This window comes from Legionella sp. W05-934-2 (assembly GCF_964199965.1).
Taxonomy (GTDB): domain Bacteria; phylum Pseudomonadota; class Gammaproteobacteria; order Legionellales; family Legionellaceae; genus JAFIFT01.
Genome location: NZ_CAXMZT010000004.1, coordinates 180311 through 197309, shown reverse-complemented (window position 1 = coordinate 197309; position 16999 = coordinate 180311). Strand labels below are relative to the sequence as shown.

Sequence of the window (16999 nt, the reverse complement as noted above, 5' to 3'; positions counted from 1 at the left end):
TTAAAACCTCCCCAAATCCACAATGCTGGAATGACCGTTTTGGGAGAGTAGCAACATCGGTAGTGACTTTTTGATCTTGAGAGATTGGTAGCTTAGTTCGCCGTGGTTAAGGGTAATACGGCCACCATTTACAAGATGTTGTGGTATTTGATGTTGATTTGCCCAGATTTGGATGGTCGTATCATTCATGTCCAGTAACATCAGATGCAACCGTGCATTTGGTGTTTGCTCTATGGCATCAAAGAGCATCAGCAAAATGGTTTTTACAGCATCTTGTTCTTTGATAAAGAAATACAGCGTATCGCCCTGGCTTAATTGCACCGGTTTGTGGGCATAGGGTGAATAAGGAGATGGGTCAAAATCATCAACCACAGGGACATTAACAAACAACTCATTATAGGCCTTGTAAAAAGCATTGTTCCAAGCAATATTTTTAGCTACTTTCTGGGCTTCCTGTCTTGCTGCTAATTCTGCAAAATGGTTGCGTTCGGTTTCATTTCTGGCATTAATACCCAGAATATCAATAGGAGTTTGTCTTAAGCCTTTGTAGTAGAATTTACTTTTATTTTGCATGAGTAGGACATAACGTTTTTCTTCATCAGCTGTTAATCCCCACACTTTAGCTTCATGCAATTGGGTATCGGTCAGTGTAATTTTATTGATGTCTTGCTCTGAGGTCAGATCGTCTTCATTAACCGTTAACCCTGTTTTTGCCAATGTTTTATCTTCAATGGCAAAGTGATTTAAGGGCTGTTGATTTAATCCTGGAATAGTCAGATCAGCATGTACTGCATGACAGGCTAATATTGGAATCAGGAAAGCAGAATACTTAAGCATCAGATTCCCCCTGCAATACATCCATCTTCACCACAACATGCTCTTTATTACCGTTTTCCAATTCCATGCGTTGTAGACTGAAGTCAATACTTAATACTGTCCAGCCAGCTAATTGGTCGCTTTTTTCCAAAGGCACTGTCTTAAAGTTATAAGCCACTGTAGCCACACTGACTTGCTGAATGCTGTCTATACTGATGACTTTAAACGGTAAGGTGTTAATGGGCAGGTATTTAATGGGATGCTGCTTTTTATCCAAAGACCTCACCATTTCACGCAAGACATCCAACTTTTGTGTTAATTCAGTACGATTATCATTGATCAGGCGATTAATATCTGTTTCATTATGATTTTTGAGCTGTTCAATCAAGGAGGTCAGTTTATGAAAATCCTGGTTAATCGCGGTTAAATCTACTGTCTCAACGGGCTTTTTAACTTCCTCGTGCAAAGCACCAAGCTGTGCTTGCAACGTATCAAGACGATGTGAAATAACATCTGAATCATTCATTTTATTTGTTGGAAAATAGTTAATACCAACAATGACACCTGCCAAGGTCAAGCCTAAACCTGCTGCCCATAAATACTTTAAGGTTGTTGCGCGATTGATCATGATTTACCCCCATTTCGCACTCCAGCTTTTAATTTGAAATTTACCTGCCGCAATAAGGGATCTTCGATCAAGACAAAAGATTGTTGGCCAACAAGGACTTCAAGACCGTCCTTAACAGTCAAAGGGCCGAGGTTTCTGTCAATCTGAGGTAAGGCTTGGTGCATGACGGTTTGCAGGGTTTCAGGTTGCTTTTCTTTCGATACCAGAGAAAACCCTGAAAACTTCAACCACCATTCAACTGCCTGACCTATGGTTTGTACTTCTTGAGGAAAATGGACTTGTTGAATGGTAATGAGTGGATTGATCTGGGCTGCTAATGGTTTGTTGGCAACAGTCGCGTAGCGGTTTACTTGAGTAACATTAGCTGCCATAGAAGAAAAGACTGCTATGCTAAGTACGCCAATTACAGAGAGTTGAGCACTTATTTTCATTTTGGTTCCTCTACATTGGTGTTTTGAGGATTGGTTTGTTTTCTTAAAAAAATTTCTTTTCTATCAACATCAATATGAGCTGGAGCTTTAATACCTAAAGCGACCACGCCTCTTCGTTGATAAATGACGTGTATTTCAATCTGTCCTTTATCGATCACTATTTGCTCACCCTTTTTTCTTGTCAGTACCAACATTATTTTTCTCCGGTTATTTTTAATTTCATGTTTAAGATTGCTTTTATTTTTTTCAGGTGTGTGTTGGCAACAACAGGGTCACAAGGTTTGTAAGGTTCTCTGTGAAAACACTGTTTTTTTCTGGATGATAGTTGCTTACAACACTCAATAAATTGCGCCAGCGCAGGCGGCATTTCGCGGTTTTTAAGACATTCATCAATTGCTTGCTCAATTAACTGCACATCGAATCCTTCTAGCGCTTTTGACCATTCTTGACGTGCAAAATTTGAATAAGCTTCATTCTTGAATTGGCTACGCCATATGTGTCCATAGAAGGTTGAAAATTTCAGAAACAGTTTGTTGACTTGCTCAATGCAATTTCCAGAGGTTTTGGAACTCCGCGTCACTGAAACTTGAGCTTTCACGCAACTCTGAAGTCCTGATGCTGTTTGTAGATGATGCGTATTTACGATTTGTTTCATGGATTGCATGGTCATACTCCTTGGCTTCAAGATTTGTTGATGTTGTTTCCCAGCATCTCTGTGTTAACCAATTTGCTGGATACTTCCAGGACGGAACCCAAACGCCTTCTGCGCGTTTTTTTGTCTCAAGTTGAATTTGTTCGGTTAAGCGGGCTATGATTTGCTGGACTAAGCTCCGAGAGGGCTTTAGTTTTTTAAATACCTCAAAAGCGTTTTCTTTTTCTTTTTTCAGAGGGTACAGATCCCAGAAGGCATCAAAGGCTTGTGATAAAGAAATAAAAAAATAATTATTATTATCTTGAGGAGTGGCGGGTTCAACCTTTGGGCTTGTGTCGGGATCTAGTTTATTCGTATCGGATTTTGTTGAATCTAATAGACTTTTTTGTGGTTCTTGAGGTGCGCTATAGTCCTGTGTTTTTATGGCGGCTTTATTATGAACAGAATCATGCCTGTCCAGTAATAAACAACGTAAAACAAGCTTCCTTTCCCAAGACTGGATTTGAATTAACCCAGCCTTCTCAAGCCCTTTCAAAGCACGCCGCAATTGATCTTTACTTGGGCTACCGCTTTTAATACCTGAATGAGGTTCTATGTAAAGCGCTTCACTCAATGACTGATAACTAATACCACGACGAATACCGACTAACCCTGTTTTGTAATCAACGTAGGGTTTAATGCCTTGAAGATAAGTTAATTGTTGCAGATAAGGTAAACCACTGAGTGCAGAAAGTTCCTGATGGGTGATAATAAAAAATTCCATAGCATGACCTATTATCAATGAATAAAAAAGAAAAAATAAAACAGGATGTGATTTTTAAATAAATTTATGATTAAATATAGTAAGTATCACTAATTTATAAAACACAAAATGTTTTAATTAATTCATGATATAAAACGAAACGTGTTTTTGTCAATGGGTATGTCTCATTTTTTTGAAGGATCACAATGGATATTAGAGAACAAATAGGTAATCGTATTACCAAAGCTCGTAAAGAACTGGGTATTACGATTAAAGAATTAGCAGCAAGAACAGCAGAACTATCTCCTGCAAGAATTAGTAATTGGGAGCAAGGAACACGAAGCCCTGGGCCATTGGAAGCTAAATTGCTTGCAGATCAGTTAAATGTATCTGCTTCTTATTTGTTATGCTTAACGGATAATCCGCAAGGCGATCTAATCCAGAATCCTGAAAATAAGTTTCGACACATCCCTATATTGAGTATGAAAGAAGCACCCCATGCTAGAGAAATTTTGGGGCAACAAGAACCCTTTATTTTTGAAAAAACAATTTTGGTTGATTCACTGAATCCCTCAATTAAAAGCTCGGCTTTATTTGCCACCTCAGTGGACGATAGCAGCATGCAACCAGAGCTTAACCCAGGAGATGTGGTAGTTATTGATGGAGATTTACAACCTAATCCAGGCCACTATGTTTTAGTTTATTTAACTCAGAAAAAACAGACAGTATTACGTCGATTTGGAGAAGCGGATGGTTGTTTATTTCAGTTGTTAGCAAGTAGTGAGTTATGGGCCACTATAAGTATCAAGCAATCTAATGATGCTCATCTGATTGGTGTGGTTACTGAAATCAGAAAATACTTACGATAGATGTTTAGGCTATAGCTATGAAAAAGGATATGTTAGTTGCTCTATATGGGTATTGTTTTTTGTGTTATCGCTCTTGTTGGACTTGTTATTCAACGCATAAATTCAGGAGCGCATTCATAAAATTAGTTTCATTGGACTGAGCAAATGTTCCGAATTTAATTGAATGAATGAAGATTAATCAATAAGTTATCACAATATAAACATGTAAAAACACCTAAATTAAGTTAAACTAAAAAAGCGGATTTGCAAGTTAGGGGTAATTTAAGGGATGCGTATTTATTTTTATTTAGTTATTGCATGGATGAACCTCATGGCTCATGAAGCTGTCGCATCATCCTCATTTACTTTCAAGGACGCTTTGGCAATTGCATATCGGAATAATCCGGAATTACAAGCTGAAATAGATAAAGCTCAGGCCATGCGTGGATATTTTGTACAAAGCGGGCTTTACCCTAATCCACAACTTACCTTAACTGCCGAGAATTTTGGCGGATCTGGCAGTTATTCCAGTTACGAATCTGCTGAAACTACCGCATCAGTGACACAGCCCATTCCTTTAGGTAATCGTTTATCTTATTTGAAAAAAGCCAGCTATGCAGATTATTTAGCATCATTAGCACAAATTCAAGTCCAAAAAGCAGCGATTTATATGGCTGTTGGTGGCGCATATGTCGATGCATTGTATGCCGGGCAATGGCACCAGGTAACTAAAAAGCTTATTTCACTCAATGAGAGTATCGTTAAAGCAATTGAGCGGCGTGTTAAAGCGGGTGCGGGAGCTGAATTGGATTTACGTTTAGCTCAAATTCGATTGGGTGAATCGCGCATTCAAGAAAAAAAAGCGGCACGTGATGAACTGTCACAACGTGCTAAATTGGCTCGTTTATTAGGTATCGGATTAAGGGTGGATCAACCATTAGTAGATAAAGGGCTACCTGATGTTACATTAAATTGGTCAGTGCTTTTAAAAAAATTACCTCAAAGCCCGCAATTGATACAAATGCAACAACAACTAAATGCCAAACGAGCAACCATTACAGCAGTTAAAAAATCCGTTTGGCCCGATTTAAACATTCAATTGGGCGCCCGTCATTTTTCTGATGATGGAAGCAATGCTGCGGTGATGTCGGCTTATGCACAAGTTCCTGTTTTTGATCGCAACCAAGGAAAAATAATGACAGCGGAAGCGCAATTCACACAAACTGCGCATGAATACCAGGGAACAAAGCTCGATATACGTCAAACAGCATATACTGTATTTTTACAAGCCCAACAAAGTCATTATGAAGCAGAATTAGTAACCAGTACTTTGTTACCACTTGCTCGTAAATCAATAAAACTCGCTCAAGATGGCTATCAAATGGGACGCTATACCTACATTGAATTATCCACAGCCTTAAATGCTCTGTATGAAGAAGAGCGACACTATCAACAGGCACATGCAGATTATCATAAAACATTAATTCAACTCACAGGGCTTTTAGGTCTTCATCCTACCAAGGAGAGTAAATGAATCTATTAAAACCAATCGGTTTCTCCCTAAAACTTGCTGTGTTCCTGTTAGGAATGAGCTCTTTTTCGCTTTGGGCGGAAGAAACAACTCATGCTACAGAAGAAAATAATCATCAAGAGATCATGGAAAAAGGACCTCATGGAGGCCGTTTGTTTAAAGATGGCGATTTGGCCTTAGAGTTTTTAATTTTTGAGCGAGGTATGCCACCTCACTTTAGAGCGTATCTTTATAAAAATGGGGAAATGATTTTGCCCCAAAAGGCAGAATTAATCGTAAATCTCACTCGATTTGGTGGAAAAAAAGAGCAGATTACTTTTATTCCTGTGGAAAATTTTTTACAAAGCAACCAGATCATTGAAGAACCTCATTCTTTTGATGTAACAATTCAATTAAATAGTTTTGGAAAACCATTGAGTTGGCATTACTCCACGTATGAAGGTCGAGTAAAAATTGCTCCTGCTGTTCTTAAAGCAGCGGGGATAGAAACAGCAGTTGCCCAAGAACAAACGATAAAAACGCAATTAAATGCTGTAGGTAAAATCGTCACCAATCGTGATACTTCAGCACCTATTTATGCACGTTATTCGGGAATTATTAAAGCAATGAATAAAAATTTAGGCGATGAAGTGACAAAAGGGGATGTGTTGGCAACGATTGAAAGTAATGAGAGTTTGCAAAATTACGAAATAAGGTCACCCATAACGGGAACGATAGTACAAAAATATGCAACCAATGGTGAATTTGCCCAAAACACCAAACCTATTTTTGAGGTAGCCAATTTAGTTACTGTTTGGGCTGATTTTACCTTATATCGCAAGGATGCACCTTTAGTAAAGCCGGGTATGGAAGTCATTGTGACTGGGGATGAAGGAAAGCCCAAATCAGTAAGTACCATTAGCTACATTTCACCCTTAGGGGTTGAGGACAGTCAAACCACACTGGCACGTGCTGTTCTTAATAATGATACTCGTATCTGGCTTCCTGGTATGTATGTGAATGGTGCCATCGTGATTAAAGAGAAAACAGCCCCAGTTGCAGTACTTCTTTCGGCACTCCAACAAATGGGTAAACAAGACGTGGTTTTTGTTCAGCAAGGCGATTATTTTGAAGCCACTCCAGTTAATCTGGGTGAAAAAGACGAGCAATGGGCAGAAGTGATTTCGGGATTGGATGCGGGGCAGCGCTATGTGAGCAAAAACAGTTTTTATATCAAAGCAGAAATAGGCAAAGAAGGCGCAAGCCATGACCACTAAGGAATAGTGATGCTTGAAAAAATCATACGTTTTTCTTTAAAACACCGTTGGTTTGTTCTTTTGTTTACATTCATTATCGCAGTGCTTGGTGTTTACAATTTTCAACGCCTTCCCATTGATGCAGTCCCTGATATCACCAATGTGCAAGTACAAATCAACACACAAGCCTCAGGTTACTCGCCTTTTGAGGTGGAGCAACGTATTACGTTTCCTATTGAATTGGCCATGAGTGGTCTGCCTAATCTTGATTATACCCGTTCTTTATCGCGCTATGGCCTATCGCAAGTGACTGTGGTTTTTAAAGATGGAACGAATATTTATTTTGCACGACAGCTTATTAACGAACGCTTACAGGAAGTCAAAGATAAATTACCACCAGAAGCAGAAACAACATTAGGTCCCATTTCAACAGGACTTGGTGAGATTTTTATGTATACCGTGACTAACAAAGTAAACGTTCCCAAAAATCAACGTTATAACCCAACGGAGCTACGTACTATACAAGATTGGATAATCAAACCCCAGTTGCGGAATGTAGAAGGAGTGGCAGAGGTCAACACGATTGGTGGGTATGAAAAGCAGTTTCATATTACTCCCGATCCGACTAAATTGGTGCGTTATGGTCTGAGCTTAAATAATGTTGTTGAAGCACTTGAACGCAATAATGCCAATGTTGGAGCAGGTTATATTGAACGAAATGGCGAGCAAAATCTTATTCGTGTACCAGGCCAAGTAAAGAATATTGCCGACATAGAAAACATTGTGGTGGCAAACTTTGAGGGAACTCCTGTTCGAATTCGTGATGTAGCAGAGGTGGCTCTTGGCCAAGAGCTAAGAACGGGTGCTGCAACGGAAAATGGTGATGAGGTCGTTTTAGGAACGGTATTTATGCTAATGGGTGGGAACAGTCGTACCGTGTCTCAACGCGTTGCTGCAAAAATGAAGGAAATTAATAAATCATTACCCGAGGGAGTCGAAGCGGTCACGGTGTATAACCGGACATTGCTTGTTAATGCCACCATTAATACTGTGAAGAAGAATTTACTTGAGGGTGCTTTATTGGTATGCGTTATCTTATTTCTCTTTCTGGGAAACGTTCGCGCGGCCCTCATTACGGCGATGGTCATTCCATTATCCATGTTGCTGACTATCACTGGTATGGTGACCAATCAAATCAGTGCCAACTTAATGAGTTTAGGTGCACTTGATTTTGGTTTGATTGTCGATGGAGCGGTTATCATCGTTGAAAATTGCATCAAGCATTTAGGAGAGCAGCAGCATGCTTTTCAGCGAATTTTAAACCTTGAAGAGCGTTTAAAGACCATTGCTTATGCCACCACTGAAGTGATTCGACCTAGTATTTTTGGTGTTTTTATTATTACTGTGGTTTATTTGCCTATTTTAACCTTAACAGGTGTTGAAGGAAAAATGTTTTTGCCCATGGCAGAAACCGTCATTATTGCACTTTTGGCATCCATGCTGTTTGCCTTAACCTTTGTACCAGCTGCTGTTGCTATTTTTTTACGAGAACGCATACAAGAAAAAGAAAACCGATTAGTTCACATCCTTTCTTTAAGTTATGCCAAAGTATTAAGACGGTGCTTTCATGCACGGAGGCAAGTGATTGGAGCAGCAGTTGTTCTGGTTATTATAAGTCTTATTCTTGCATTTCGTTTAGGTGGGGAATTTATTCCTAGTCTTGATGAGGGGGATATTGCTATGCATGCGATGCGTATTCCTGGAACCAGTTTAACTCAGGCCATTGCCATGCAAGATTTAGTTGAAAAACGTGTGCGGCAATTTCCTGAAGTAAAACGTGTATTTGCCAAATTGGGGACCGCAGAAGTTGCTACTGATCCCATGCCTCCTAATGTGGCTGATACATTTATTATGCTCAAACCACGTAACGAATGGCCTAATCCTAAGAAAAGCAAACAACAACTTGTACAAGAAATTGAGCAGGCTGTGAAACAAATTCCAGGAAATAATTATGAATTTACCCAGCCCATTCAAATGCGCTTTAATGAATTAATTTCAGGAGTTCGAAGCGATGTCGCAGTGAAGGTGTTCGGTGATGATATGCCTACTTTATTAAAGACTGCGGATGCAATTAGTGCAGAGCTTAAAAAAGTACCGGGTGCTTCTGATGTGAAAGTCGAACAAGTCAGTGGATTGCCGCTTCTGACCATAGAAATCAATCGTGATGCATTGGCTCGTTACGGTCTACAAATTGGTAATGTTCAAGACGCCATAGTCATTGCTACCGGCGGGAAAAAAGGCGGAGAATTGTTTGAGGGTGACAAGCGATTTGATTTAATCGTGCGCCTGCCTGAAGCATTGCGTTTAAGCCCTACTGTTTTAAGGCAAGTGTTTATTCCGCTGCCTCTTGCAAAAGACGGAGAGCGTCATTTTATTCCATTGAGTGAAGTTGCCAAAATGGTACGAAGCGAAAGTCCCAATCAAATCAGTCGTGAAGTGGGTAAACGTCGTGTAGTCGTGACTGCAAATGTGAGGAACAGAGATTTAAGCTCTTTTGTGAATGAAGCAAAGCAGCGTGTTGAGCAAAAGGTTAAGGTACCTAGTGGTTATTGGATAACCTGGGGTGGCCAATTTGAGCAGCTGCAATCTGCATCGCAACGACTGCAGATTGTGGTGCCCATAACTTTATTGGGTATTTTTCTACTCTTATTTATGAGTTTTGGGAACGCACGTAATGCATTGCTAGTATTTTCTGGTATCCCCTTGGCTTTGACTGGAGGCGTTTTTGCTTTATGGTTACGAGGCATTCCACTTTCAATTTCAGCAGGAGTAGGATTTATTGCTTTGTCAGGGGTCGCTGTTTTAAATGGTTTGGTGATGATTACGTTCATCAATAAGCTACGCGAACAGAAGAAATACTATTTAAAGGATGCAGTGTTGCAAGGCTCTCTTGCTCGTCTTCGTCCAGTATTAATGACGGCACTGGTCGCATCATTAGGGTTTGTCCCCATGGCATTAGCTACGGGTACAGGCTCTGAGGTACAAAGACCTCTGGCCACTGTGGTTATTGGTGGAATTATTTCTTCCACGTTTCTGACATTACTGGTATTGCCAGGGTTGTATTATATATTTCATGAGCGGCGCAAGAAGCAAGGTCTTAAGCAAGAGATCACAGAGTGATGTGTATCAGACGATGTTCTTGTGATGCTTCATTCATTACAAGGGTTATATTTTACGGACAATGCGGAAAACCAAATGACAGTACCTTTAAATGAAACCAAATTTTTTGTTGCAGGACTTGATTGTCCAGCGGAAGAGCAACTAATCAGAAAGCAGTTACAGGATATTCCTGAAGTGGAGCAGTTGGATTTTAATTTTATTGCTGAAGAAGTTACTATTCATCATCGGTTGGTTTCAAGTGAAGAATTGCAAAAACGCATTGAGGCGTTGGGAATGAGTGTTCGAACGCTGGAAAGCACTTTACCTATACCACAAAGAAAACAATTATCGTTGGATTTTTCCTGGAAAATTATTGGACTAGCAGGTTTTCTTGCCCTATTTTCTGAGCTGGCAGCTTATTTTTTAGCTACGGAACAATCCATTTGGACTATTCTTCCAGCTTTGTTGGCTATTGGTCTTAGTGGGCCTTCTACCTTTAAAAAAGGGTGGCTTGCCTTAGGGACTAAAACAATGAATATCAATAGCTTGATGTTCATTGCGATAGCAGGGGCTGTTCTTATTGGAGAGTGGCCTGAAGCGGCAATGGTGACTGTATTATTTGCATTGGCCGAACGTATCGAGCGCTACTCCTTAGATAAAGCACGTCTTGCGATTCGAAGCTTAATGCAAATTGCCCCTGAGGTGGCTTCAGTGAAACAGGACGATGGTCAATGGCAAACCTTGGCCATTGAAAAAGTGGTGCCTGGTGCTATTTTTAGAGTAAAACCTGGAGAGCGTATTCCCCTGGATGGCGTGGTTATTTCAGGTCAGAGCACGGTCAATCAAGCGCCGATTACTGGTGAATCAATGCCAATAACAAAAAAAGTAGGCGATTTGGTTTTTGCAGGAACATTAAATGAGCACGGCGCGTTTGAAGTGCAGGTCAGTAAAGCGTCAGGCGATACATTGCTTGCTAAAATTGGTAAAGCGATAGAGCAAGCGCAAGCGGATCGAGCCCCAACGCAACGATTTGTTGATCAATTTTCTAAATATTACACTCCAATTATGGTATTGATGGCTTTTTTTGTTGCATTAATTCCACCTTTAGCATTTGGTTATCCTTTTTATGATTCTCTTTATAAGTCACTGACTTTATTAGTTATTGCTTGCCCTTGCGCTTTAGTGATTTCAACACCCGTGACTGTTGTAAGTGGCCTTGCAGCGGCAGCAAAACAAGGGCTTCTTATTAAAGGAGGAAGCTACTTAGAGGTTGGTCATCGACTGAGGTTAATTGCTTTAGATAAGACAGGTACTTTAACGGAAGGAAAGCCAGTTGTAACTGACTTCATAGCTTGGGATGAAAATCGAACTAAGGAGAGTTTGTTATTGTTAGCTGCAAGCCTTGATAGTCACTCGGAGCATCCAGTCGCTAATGCCTTAGTACAGTACTGGCAACAGGAACAACCCCAAAACGCTTTACTTGAAATTGAACAATTTTCAGCACTTCCTGGACGAGGAGTAAAAGGATTGGTGGGTCAAGAACTCTATTTTGTAGGCAATCATCAGTTAGCTGAAGACAATCAGGTATGCAATCATTTTGTCGAACAAGAGCTGAAGCGCTTGGAGGAAGAAGGTAAAACGACCGTAATATTAAGTAATGCTACGACGGTTTTGGCTATTTTTGCAGTAGCTGATACGTTACGTGTTACAAGCCAACAGGCGATTGCACAACTCCATGAACGGGGCATAAAAACCGCGATGTTAACGGGAGACAATGCGGTAACGGCTCAGGCTATTGCTAAAAAAGTAGGTATTGATGAAGTAAATGCAAATATATTGCCTGCGGAAAAACTGCAAGCGATTAATCGTCTTTTAGAACACTATCATAGCGTTGGGATGGTAGGAGATGGAATTAATGATGCCCCTGCATTGGCAAAAGCTACCGTGAGTTTTGCGATGGGGAAAGGAACAGATACTGCCTTAGAAACTGCTGACGTTGCCCTAATGAATGACAATCTAGCAAGACTTCCCTTTTATGTTGATTTAAGTCGTAAGACGGCACGTACTCTTTATCAAAACATCAGTTTATCTATTGCGATTAAAGGCATTTTCTTTATTTTAGCTCTTGTAGGGTATGCAACGTTATGGATGGCAGTTTTTGCAGACATGGGAGCGAGTTTAATCGTAGTGGCTAATGGTTTGCGATTGTTGTATATGTCTCCAGATGATTAATCAAGAAAGTAGTTAATAAAATAACGTAAGTCTAAGATATTTTTAAAGTAAAGGATGGAAATGAGTCAATTTTGGTATTTGATGGCTCATTAGCATAAATCCATTACAAAACTAAATGTTTTAATCTTATTGTAATTATTAATGAAGTAAAATAATTGATTTTTACCCTCATCAAAGTGGGTATTTATTATGTTAGTATATGAGGTATTTTATTTTCCAATGTAGTAAGGTGAATTTTTTTTATGATTATATATGGAGATGTAATGACTATGCCAAGATTTAAGATGTTCTTACTGATAGGTATTCTTATTTCAGGATTTGGATTAACTTCATGCACTCAAACACAACCTGCTTCTGGAGCACATTCTGAAAGTGGCCATAATAAAGGTTCGGGTGGAAACGCTCAGCATGAGCATGATTATTATAACGACTAGAATTAGGAATAAAAGTGATAATAAATGCTTGGGTATTAGGCATGTTTGTTGTTTTTCTCATTATTTTATTCAGTCTTATGATTTATTTTCAAAAAAATAAGCAAAAATTATCTTTTATTATTTCCTTAGTGAGTTTTCTTATCATGCTTGCTATTTTTTACATGGAGTATCATTTAAACTTCATTAATTGGCCTAGCACTTCGGAATACGATCCGTTAGTTGGCAGTAACTCATTTTTAATCTATCCTTCCAGTTCTTTATACTCCGTTTTTTTAGAGAATGATATTTTAAAATATTTTCTAATCAATGAGATATAATTATCATAAGTTCTTGATGATGCTTTGCTTGTTGTTGGAGGAACATCAAACAGTTTAGCAAGTGTATTAATAATAAAACGGAGTATTTTGGTTAGGTCATCAATAAATTGATTCCCTTGGTAACATTGAAATAACAAAGCAAATGGATCTGTTCAATATCTATGATAGAGATGGTTCTCTAACAACCGTTACTTTTACGCGACATATAGCATCAGTGTTTAAAAAAATTACGAATAAGGAGTGTAAAAATAAATGGGCTGCTCGACATGCTCTTCACATAAAGAGCCAATGCCAAAGCTGTGGCATAATCCCAAAGTCATTACAGCAACTATAGCTGGTTTATTATTAACTATTGGTTTTGTAGGCTCATATTTGACATTACCAAAAATTATCGCTAACGGGTTTTACGTAGGCGCAGTTTTAATTGGCGGATATTATTTCGCACGCGAAGCAATAGACGAATTTATCAAAGAATATGAAATCGGTATTGAATTCTTGATGTCACTTGCAGCCATTGTTGCAGGTATCATGGGGCAATGGGCGGAAGCAGCAACATTGGTATTTTTGTATTCTATTTCTGAAGCTGCAGAAGGTTATTCCGGTGAAAGAGCGCGGCATGCTATACGAGCATTGATGGATCTTGTCCCAAAAACAGCATTGATCCGTCGAAATAATACTGAATTTCGAATACCCATAGAAGAAATTCATATTGGAGATGAATTCATTGTTCTTCCTGGTGAAAGTCTTGCTACAGATGGAGAAGTCATTTCAGGACATTCTAGTGTTAATCAAGCACCTATTACAGGTGAGTCAATTCCAGTAGAAAAAACTATAGGGGGTAAAGTTTTTTCTGCAACTATAAACGGTGAAGGAACTCTTACTGTTCGTGCAACCAAAAAATTTGCTGATAATACATTATCTCGTATCATATTTCTTGTCGAAAAAGCACAAGACAAAAAGGGGCGTAGTCAACGTTTTATAGAGCGTTTTGGCAACCTATATAGTCCATTGGTCCTTTTAATGGGAATACTCATAGCTACTTTACCACCTCTATTCGGGCAGCTTTGGCAAGAGTGGGTGATTCGTGCCACAGTATTTATTGTTGCTGCAGCACCATGTGCCTTAGTGATTTCTATACCCATTACACTTGTAGCTGCTCTTGGTACAGCAAGTCGAAATGGAATATTACTAAAAGGTGGATTATATTTGGAGCAACTAGTGAAGATAAAAGTTATTGCACTAGATAAAACAGGAACATTAACACAAGGTAAACCGAAGGTTACCGATATCATTCCATTGAATAATCATACTCGGAACCAAATTTTAAATGCAGCAGCAACTCTTGAATCGCGCTCCCAGCATCCCATGGCCCAAGCCATTTTGCAACAAGCCAATGAAGAAAATATTCAATATAATCCTGTTGAACAGTTTAAGTCATTAACTGGTTCAGGTGTACTTGGTTTTATCAATGGGGAAAAATTCTACATAGGCAATCCAAAATTATTTATTGATATGGGCCTATTGATAGAAACATTAACGCAGGAAATAAATAAATTACAGGCCTCTGGAAAGACAGTAGTATTATTAGGAACTGATAAGAAAATCCTCGGTTTAATTGCAATTGCTGATCCTCTAAGACCAACAGCAAGGCAGATGGTGTCTAACTTAAAATTGATGGGTATTGAACGTGTGGTTATGCTCACAGGAGATAATTTGATAACTGCCTCTTCAATTGGCGAACAGGCGGGTGTTGATGAAGTATTTTCTGATTTATCACCAGAAGATAAGACACGAAAAATTGAAGAGTTAGAAAGACGTTATGGTAAGGTAATGATGGTTGGTGATGGAGTAAATGATGCTCCAGCACTCGCAGCAGCTCATGTAGGAGTTGCTATGGGTGCTGTCGGAACCGATGTTGCATTAGAAACTGCGGATGTAGCCTAATGGGGGTAGTGTTTAAATAACTGTGTCATTTCTTTTAACTTGTTATAATTTCAACAGCTAAAAGAGGTGAGCATGAATAAGAAGAAAATAGATTTATCCAATTTTGATTTTGATGATTTCAAAACTGAAGCATTATCCCAATTAAAGTCAGGCCAATCACTAACAGGTAAAGATGGTATTTTAACCCCTCTTATAAAAGAGCTGCTTGAAGCTGCTTTGGAAGGTGAAATGGAAGCTCACCTATTGGAGTGCCAGGAGTCTGGTATTAGCAACCGTCGCATCGGCAAAACTACTAAGTTAATGAAATCTACCTCTGGTGTTTTTGATATGGAAACACCTAGAGATAGAGAAGGTAGTTTCGAGCCTGAGATTGTCAGGAAACGCCAAACTGTATTGAACGAATCATTAGATAACAAAGTATTAGCCCTATATGCCCTAGGCATGAGCTATGAGGCAATTAGTGAGCATTTGGCCGAAATGTATGGGCTGGAAGTTTCATCAGCTAAAATCAGTCTAATAACCGATAAGCTACTACCGATGATTACCGAATGGCGCAATAGGTCGTTGGAGTCGGTCTATCCAATCGCCTTTTTAGATGCCATGCATTTCAAAGTACGTGTTGAGGGTAAAGTTACTAGCAAATCATTCTATACTGTTCTCGCTGTAACTCCCGAGGGAAAAAAAGATATTTTGGGCCTTTATTTATCTGAGAATGAAGGCGCTCGTTTCTGGCTTGGTGTTTTAAATGACCTTAAAGCACGTGGCGTAGAAGATATTCTTATTGCCAGTATTGATGGCCTTAAAGGGTTCCCAGAGGCCATTGCTGAGGTATTTCCTAAAACTGAAGTGCAACTGTGCGTTGTTCATCAAATTCGCAACTCATTAAAGTACGTAGTCAGCAAAGACCAAAAACCGTTTATGGTGGATTTAAAGCTTGTTTATAAGGCATCCAGTAAAGACCTGGCTGAACATCATTTGCTTGAATTGGAGCAAAAATGGGGAAAAAAATACCCTGCTGTAATGAAGTCCTGGAACAATAACTGGGAGGCTCTCTCTCAATACTTTAAATACCCCGAAGAGCTCAGGCGTATCATTTATACGACTAATATTGTTGAGGGTTTTCATCGGCAAATTCGCAAGTACACTAAGAATAAAGGGGCTTTCACTAGCGAAAATGCTCTTATTAAGCTTATTTATTGTGCTTGCCAGAAAGTACTGGAAAAATGGAATCAGCCGATGCACAATTGGGCGCTTATCATTTCCCAGCTTCATATATATTTTGAAGACAGGCTGAATCTGGGGCTTAGATAATCAATGAGGTGACACAGTTAGATGAACACTCTCTTAATGGGTGATAATTTATTAAAATTACCTTATCTTATCGCATTTAGTCGTCGAACTTGGAATATAATTTTACAAAATTTGGGACTTTCTATAATTGTAATTAGCTCTCTTGTTGTCGGGGCAGTAACAGGTTATTTTACGTTGCCGATAGCAGTTTTAGCTCATGAAATCAGTGAGCTTATTGTTATTGCAAGTGGTCTTCGTATGTTAAAATCTTAACCGTAGATGAGTAATTATAATGCGTTTAATACTCTCTCCAGTCGTTTCTTGACTTCACTAGCGATATGATTAATTTCAGGATTGCTGACCAATTCTAATACCGCTTTCGGATCCATGAATTCAATATACACTTTGCCTGTATTATCTTGGCGTACAACTACATTGCAGGGTAGAAGCAAACCAATAGATGGTTCTTTTTCTAAAGCATGATGAGCAAATTGGGGATTGCATGCGCCAAGAATTTGATAAGGAGGCATATCCTGATTTAACTTTTTTTTCAGGGTTGCTGAAACATCTATATTTGTAAGAACTCCAAACCCCTCTTTTTGCAGTTCTTCAGTAACCTTTTTAATTGTATCATCAAATGAATACAATACTTCTTTTCCAAATCCATATTTTATATTATTCATTTTTCTTCCTAATTATTTAGTAGTTATTTACTTCGTAATCTTTTTGCCCACCAAAGA

At 39.0% G+C, this 16999-nt stretch carries 16 protein-coding genes; 9 read left to right on the top strand and 7 right to left on the bottom strand.

Annotated features, from left to right (window positions below):
• From AB3348_RS06180 to AB3348_RS06155, 6 genes are all read right to left on the bottom strand, one after another.
• The gene (locus tag AB3348_RS06180; protein ID WP_367606703.1) at positions 1-837 is read right to left on the bottom strand and encodes a TIGR03759 family integrating conjugative element protein; all 837 of its coding nucleotides are present in this window, start codon (positions 835-837) and stop codon (positions 1-3) included.
• Positions 830-1444, bottom strand: a complete 615-nt coding sequence (locus AB3348_RS06175) for a hypothetical protein (RefSeq protein WP_367606701.1) — start codon at positions 1442-1444, stop codon at positions 830-832. Before AB3348_RS06175 ends, AB3348_RS06180 begins: the two co-directional genes overlap by 8 nt.
• On the bottom strand, positions 1441-1875 hold the full coding sequence (locus AB3348_RS06170) for a hypothetical protein (RefSeq protein WP_367606700.1): 435 nt from the start codon (positions 1873-1875) through the stop codon (positions 1441-1443). The genes AB3348_RS06175 and AB3348_RS06170 overlap by 4 nt, the downstream gene beginning before the upstream one ends.
• Positions 1872-2069, bottom strand: a complete 198-nt coding sequence (locus AB3348_RS06165) for a carbon storage regulator (protein WP_367606699.1) — start codon at positions 2067-2069, stop codon at positions 1872-1874. The genes AB3348_RS06170 and AB3348_RS06165 overlap by 4 nt, the downstream gene beginning before the upstream one ends.
• Entirely contained in the window at positions 2069-2290 is a 222-nt protein-coding gene (locus AB3348_RS06160; protein WP_367606698.1) for a hypothetical protein, read from the bottom strand. The genes AB3348_RS06165 and AB3348_RS06160 overlap by 1 nt, the downstream gene beginning before the upstream one ends.
• Positions 2291-2417: 127 nt before the next feature.
• Positions 2418-3290: a Vir protein gene (locus AB3348_RS06155; RefSeq protein ID WP_367606697.1), complete on the bottom strand. Its 873-nt coding sequence runs from the start codon at positions 3288-3290 to the stop codon at positions 2418-2420.
• Between the two features lie 185 nt (positions 3291-3475).
• Between AB3348_RS06155 and AB3348_RS06150 the strand changes: the two genes are divergently transcribed.
• The 9 genes from AB3348_RS06150 (at position 3476) to AB3348_RS06110 (ending at position 16532) form a co-directional block, all read left to right on the top strand.
• Complete coding sequence (locus AB3348_RS06150) at positions 3476-4138, top strand: helix-turn-helix domain-containing protein (RefSeq protein ID WP_367606696.1); 663 nt, start codon at positions 3476-3478, stop codon at positions 4136-4138.
• Positions 4139-4406: 268 nt separating this feature from the next.
• A complete protein-coding gene (locus AB3348_RS06145; RefSeq protein ID WP_367606695.1) occupies positions 4407-5651 on the top strand; it encodes a TolC family protein in 1245 nt (414 codons plus the stop codon).
• The gene (locus AB3348_RS06140; RefSeq protein ID WP_367606694.1) at positions 5648-6904 is read left to right on the top strand and encodes an efflux RND transporter periplasmic adaptor subunit; all 1257 of its coding nucleotides are present in this window, start codon (positions 5648-5650) and stop codon (positions 6902-6904) included. Before AB3348_RS06145 ends, AB3348_RS06140 begins: the two co-directional genes overlap by 4 nt.
• A gap of 9 nt (positions 6905-6913) precedes the next feature.
• Positions 6914-10063, top strand: coding sequence for a CusA/CzcA family heavy metal efflux RND transporter (locus tag AB3348_RS06135; protein ID WP_367606693.1), 3150 nt, complete (start codon positions 6914-6916; stop codon positions 10061-10063).
• 75 nt (positions 10064-10138) lie between these two features.
• Positions 10139-12274 carry a heavy metal translocating P-type ATPase gene (locus tag AB3348_RS06130; RefSeq protein WP_367606691.1) on the top strand — a complete coding sequence of 712 codons (2136 nt, stop codon included), beginning with the start codon at positions 10139-10141 and terminating at the stop codon, positions 12272-12274.
• A 448-nt stretch (positions 12275-12722) separates the two neighbouring features.
• Positions 12723-13025 (top strand): hypothetical protein, encoded by a 303-nt coding sequence (locus AB3348_RS06125; RefSeq protein WP_367606690.1) that lies wholly within the window; start codon positions 12723-12725, stop codon positions 13023-13025.
• A 288-nt stretch (positions 13026-13313) separates the two neighbouring features.
• Positions 13314-14969 (top strand): heavy metal translocating P-type ATPase, encoded by a 1656-nt coding sequence (locus AB3348_RS06120; RefSeq protein ID WP_367606689.1) that lies wholly within the window; start codon positions 13314-13316, stop codon positions 14967-14969.
• A gap of 72 nt (positions 14970-15041) precedes the next feature.
• On the top strand, positions 15042-16280 hold the full coding sequence (locus AB3348_RS06115; RefSeq protein ID WP_367606688.1) for an IS256 family transposase: 1239 nt from the start codon (positions 15042-15044) through the stop codon (positions 16278-16280).
• Positions 16281-16301: 21 nt separating this feature from the next.
• A complete protein-coding gene (locus AB3348_RS06110) occupies positions 16302-16532 on the top strand; it encodes a hypothetical protein (protein WP_367606687.1) in 231 nt (76 codons plus the stop codon).
• Between the two features lie 14 nt (positions 16533-16546).
• Here the strand turns inward: AB3348_RS06110 and AB3348_RS06105 are convergent, their stop codons facing one another.
• Positions 16547-16942, bottom strand: a complete 396-nt coding sequence (locus AB3348_RS06105; RefSeq protein WP_367606686.1) for a DUF302 domain-containing protein — start codon at positions 16940-16942, stop codon at positions 16547-16549.
• Between the last annotated feature and the right edge of the window lie 57 nt (positions 16943-16999).

Coding starts and splice junctions, on each gene's coding strand:
- AB3348_RS06165 (WP_367606699.1), bottom strand. CDS start 2,069: ATGTTGGTACTGACAAGAAAAAAGGGTGAGCAAATAGTGATCGATAAA.
- AB3348_RS06155 (WP_367606697.1), bottom strand. CDS start 3,290: ATGGAATTTTTTATTATCACCCATCAGGAACTTTCTGCACTCAGTGGT.
- AB3348_RS06105 (WP_367606686.1), bottom strand. CDS start 16,942: ATGAATAATATAAAATATGGATTTGGAAAAGAAGTATTGTATTCATTT.
- AB3348_RS06150 (WP_367606696.1), top strand. CDS start 3,476: ATGGATATTAGAGAACAAATAGGTAATCGTATTACCAAAGCTCGTAAA.
- AB3348_RS06175 (WP_367606701.1), bottom strand. CDS start 1,444: ATGATCAATCGCGCAACAACCTTAAAGTATTTATGGGCAGCAGGTTTA.
- AB3348_RS06180 (WP_367606703.1), bottom strand. CDS start 837: ATGCTTAAGTATTCTGCTTTCCTGATTCCAATATTAGCCTGTCATGCA.
- AB3348_RS06110 (WP_367606687.1), top strand. CDS start 16,302: ATGAACACTCTCTTAATGGGTGATAATTTATTAAAATTACCTTATCTT.
- AB3348_RS06130 (WP_367606691.1), top strand. CDS start 10,139: ATGACAGTACCTTTAAATGAAACCAAATTTTTTGTTGCAGGACTTGAT.
- AB3348_RS06115 (WP_367606688.1), top strand. CDS start 15,042: ATGAATAAGAAGAAAATAGATTTATCCAATTTTGATTTTGATGATTTC.
- AB3348_RS06120 (WP_367606689.1), top strand. CDS start 13,314: ATGCCAAAGCTGTGGCATAATCCCAAAGTCATTACAGCAACTATAGCT.
- AB3348_RS06145 (WP_367606695.1), top strand. CDS start 4,407: ATGCGTATTTATTTTTATTTAGTTATTGCATGGATGAACCTCATGGCT.
- AB3348_RS06135 (WP_367606693.1), top strand. CDS start 6,914: ATGCTTGAAAAAATCATACGTTTTTCTTTAAAACACCGTTGGTTTGTT.
- AB3348_RS06140 (WP_367606694.1), top strand. CDS start 5,648: ATGAATCTATTAAAACCAATCGGTTTCTCCCTAAAACTTGCTGTGTTC.
- AB3348_RS06170 (WP_367606700.1), bottom strand. CDS start 1,875: ATGAAAATAAGTGCTCAACTCTCTGTAATTGGCGTACTTAGCATAGCA.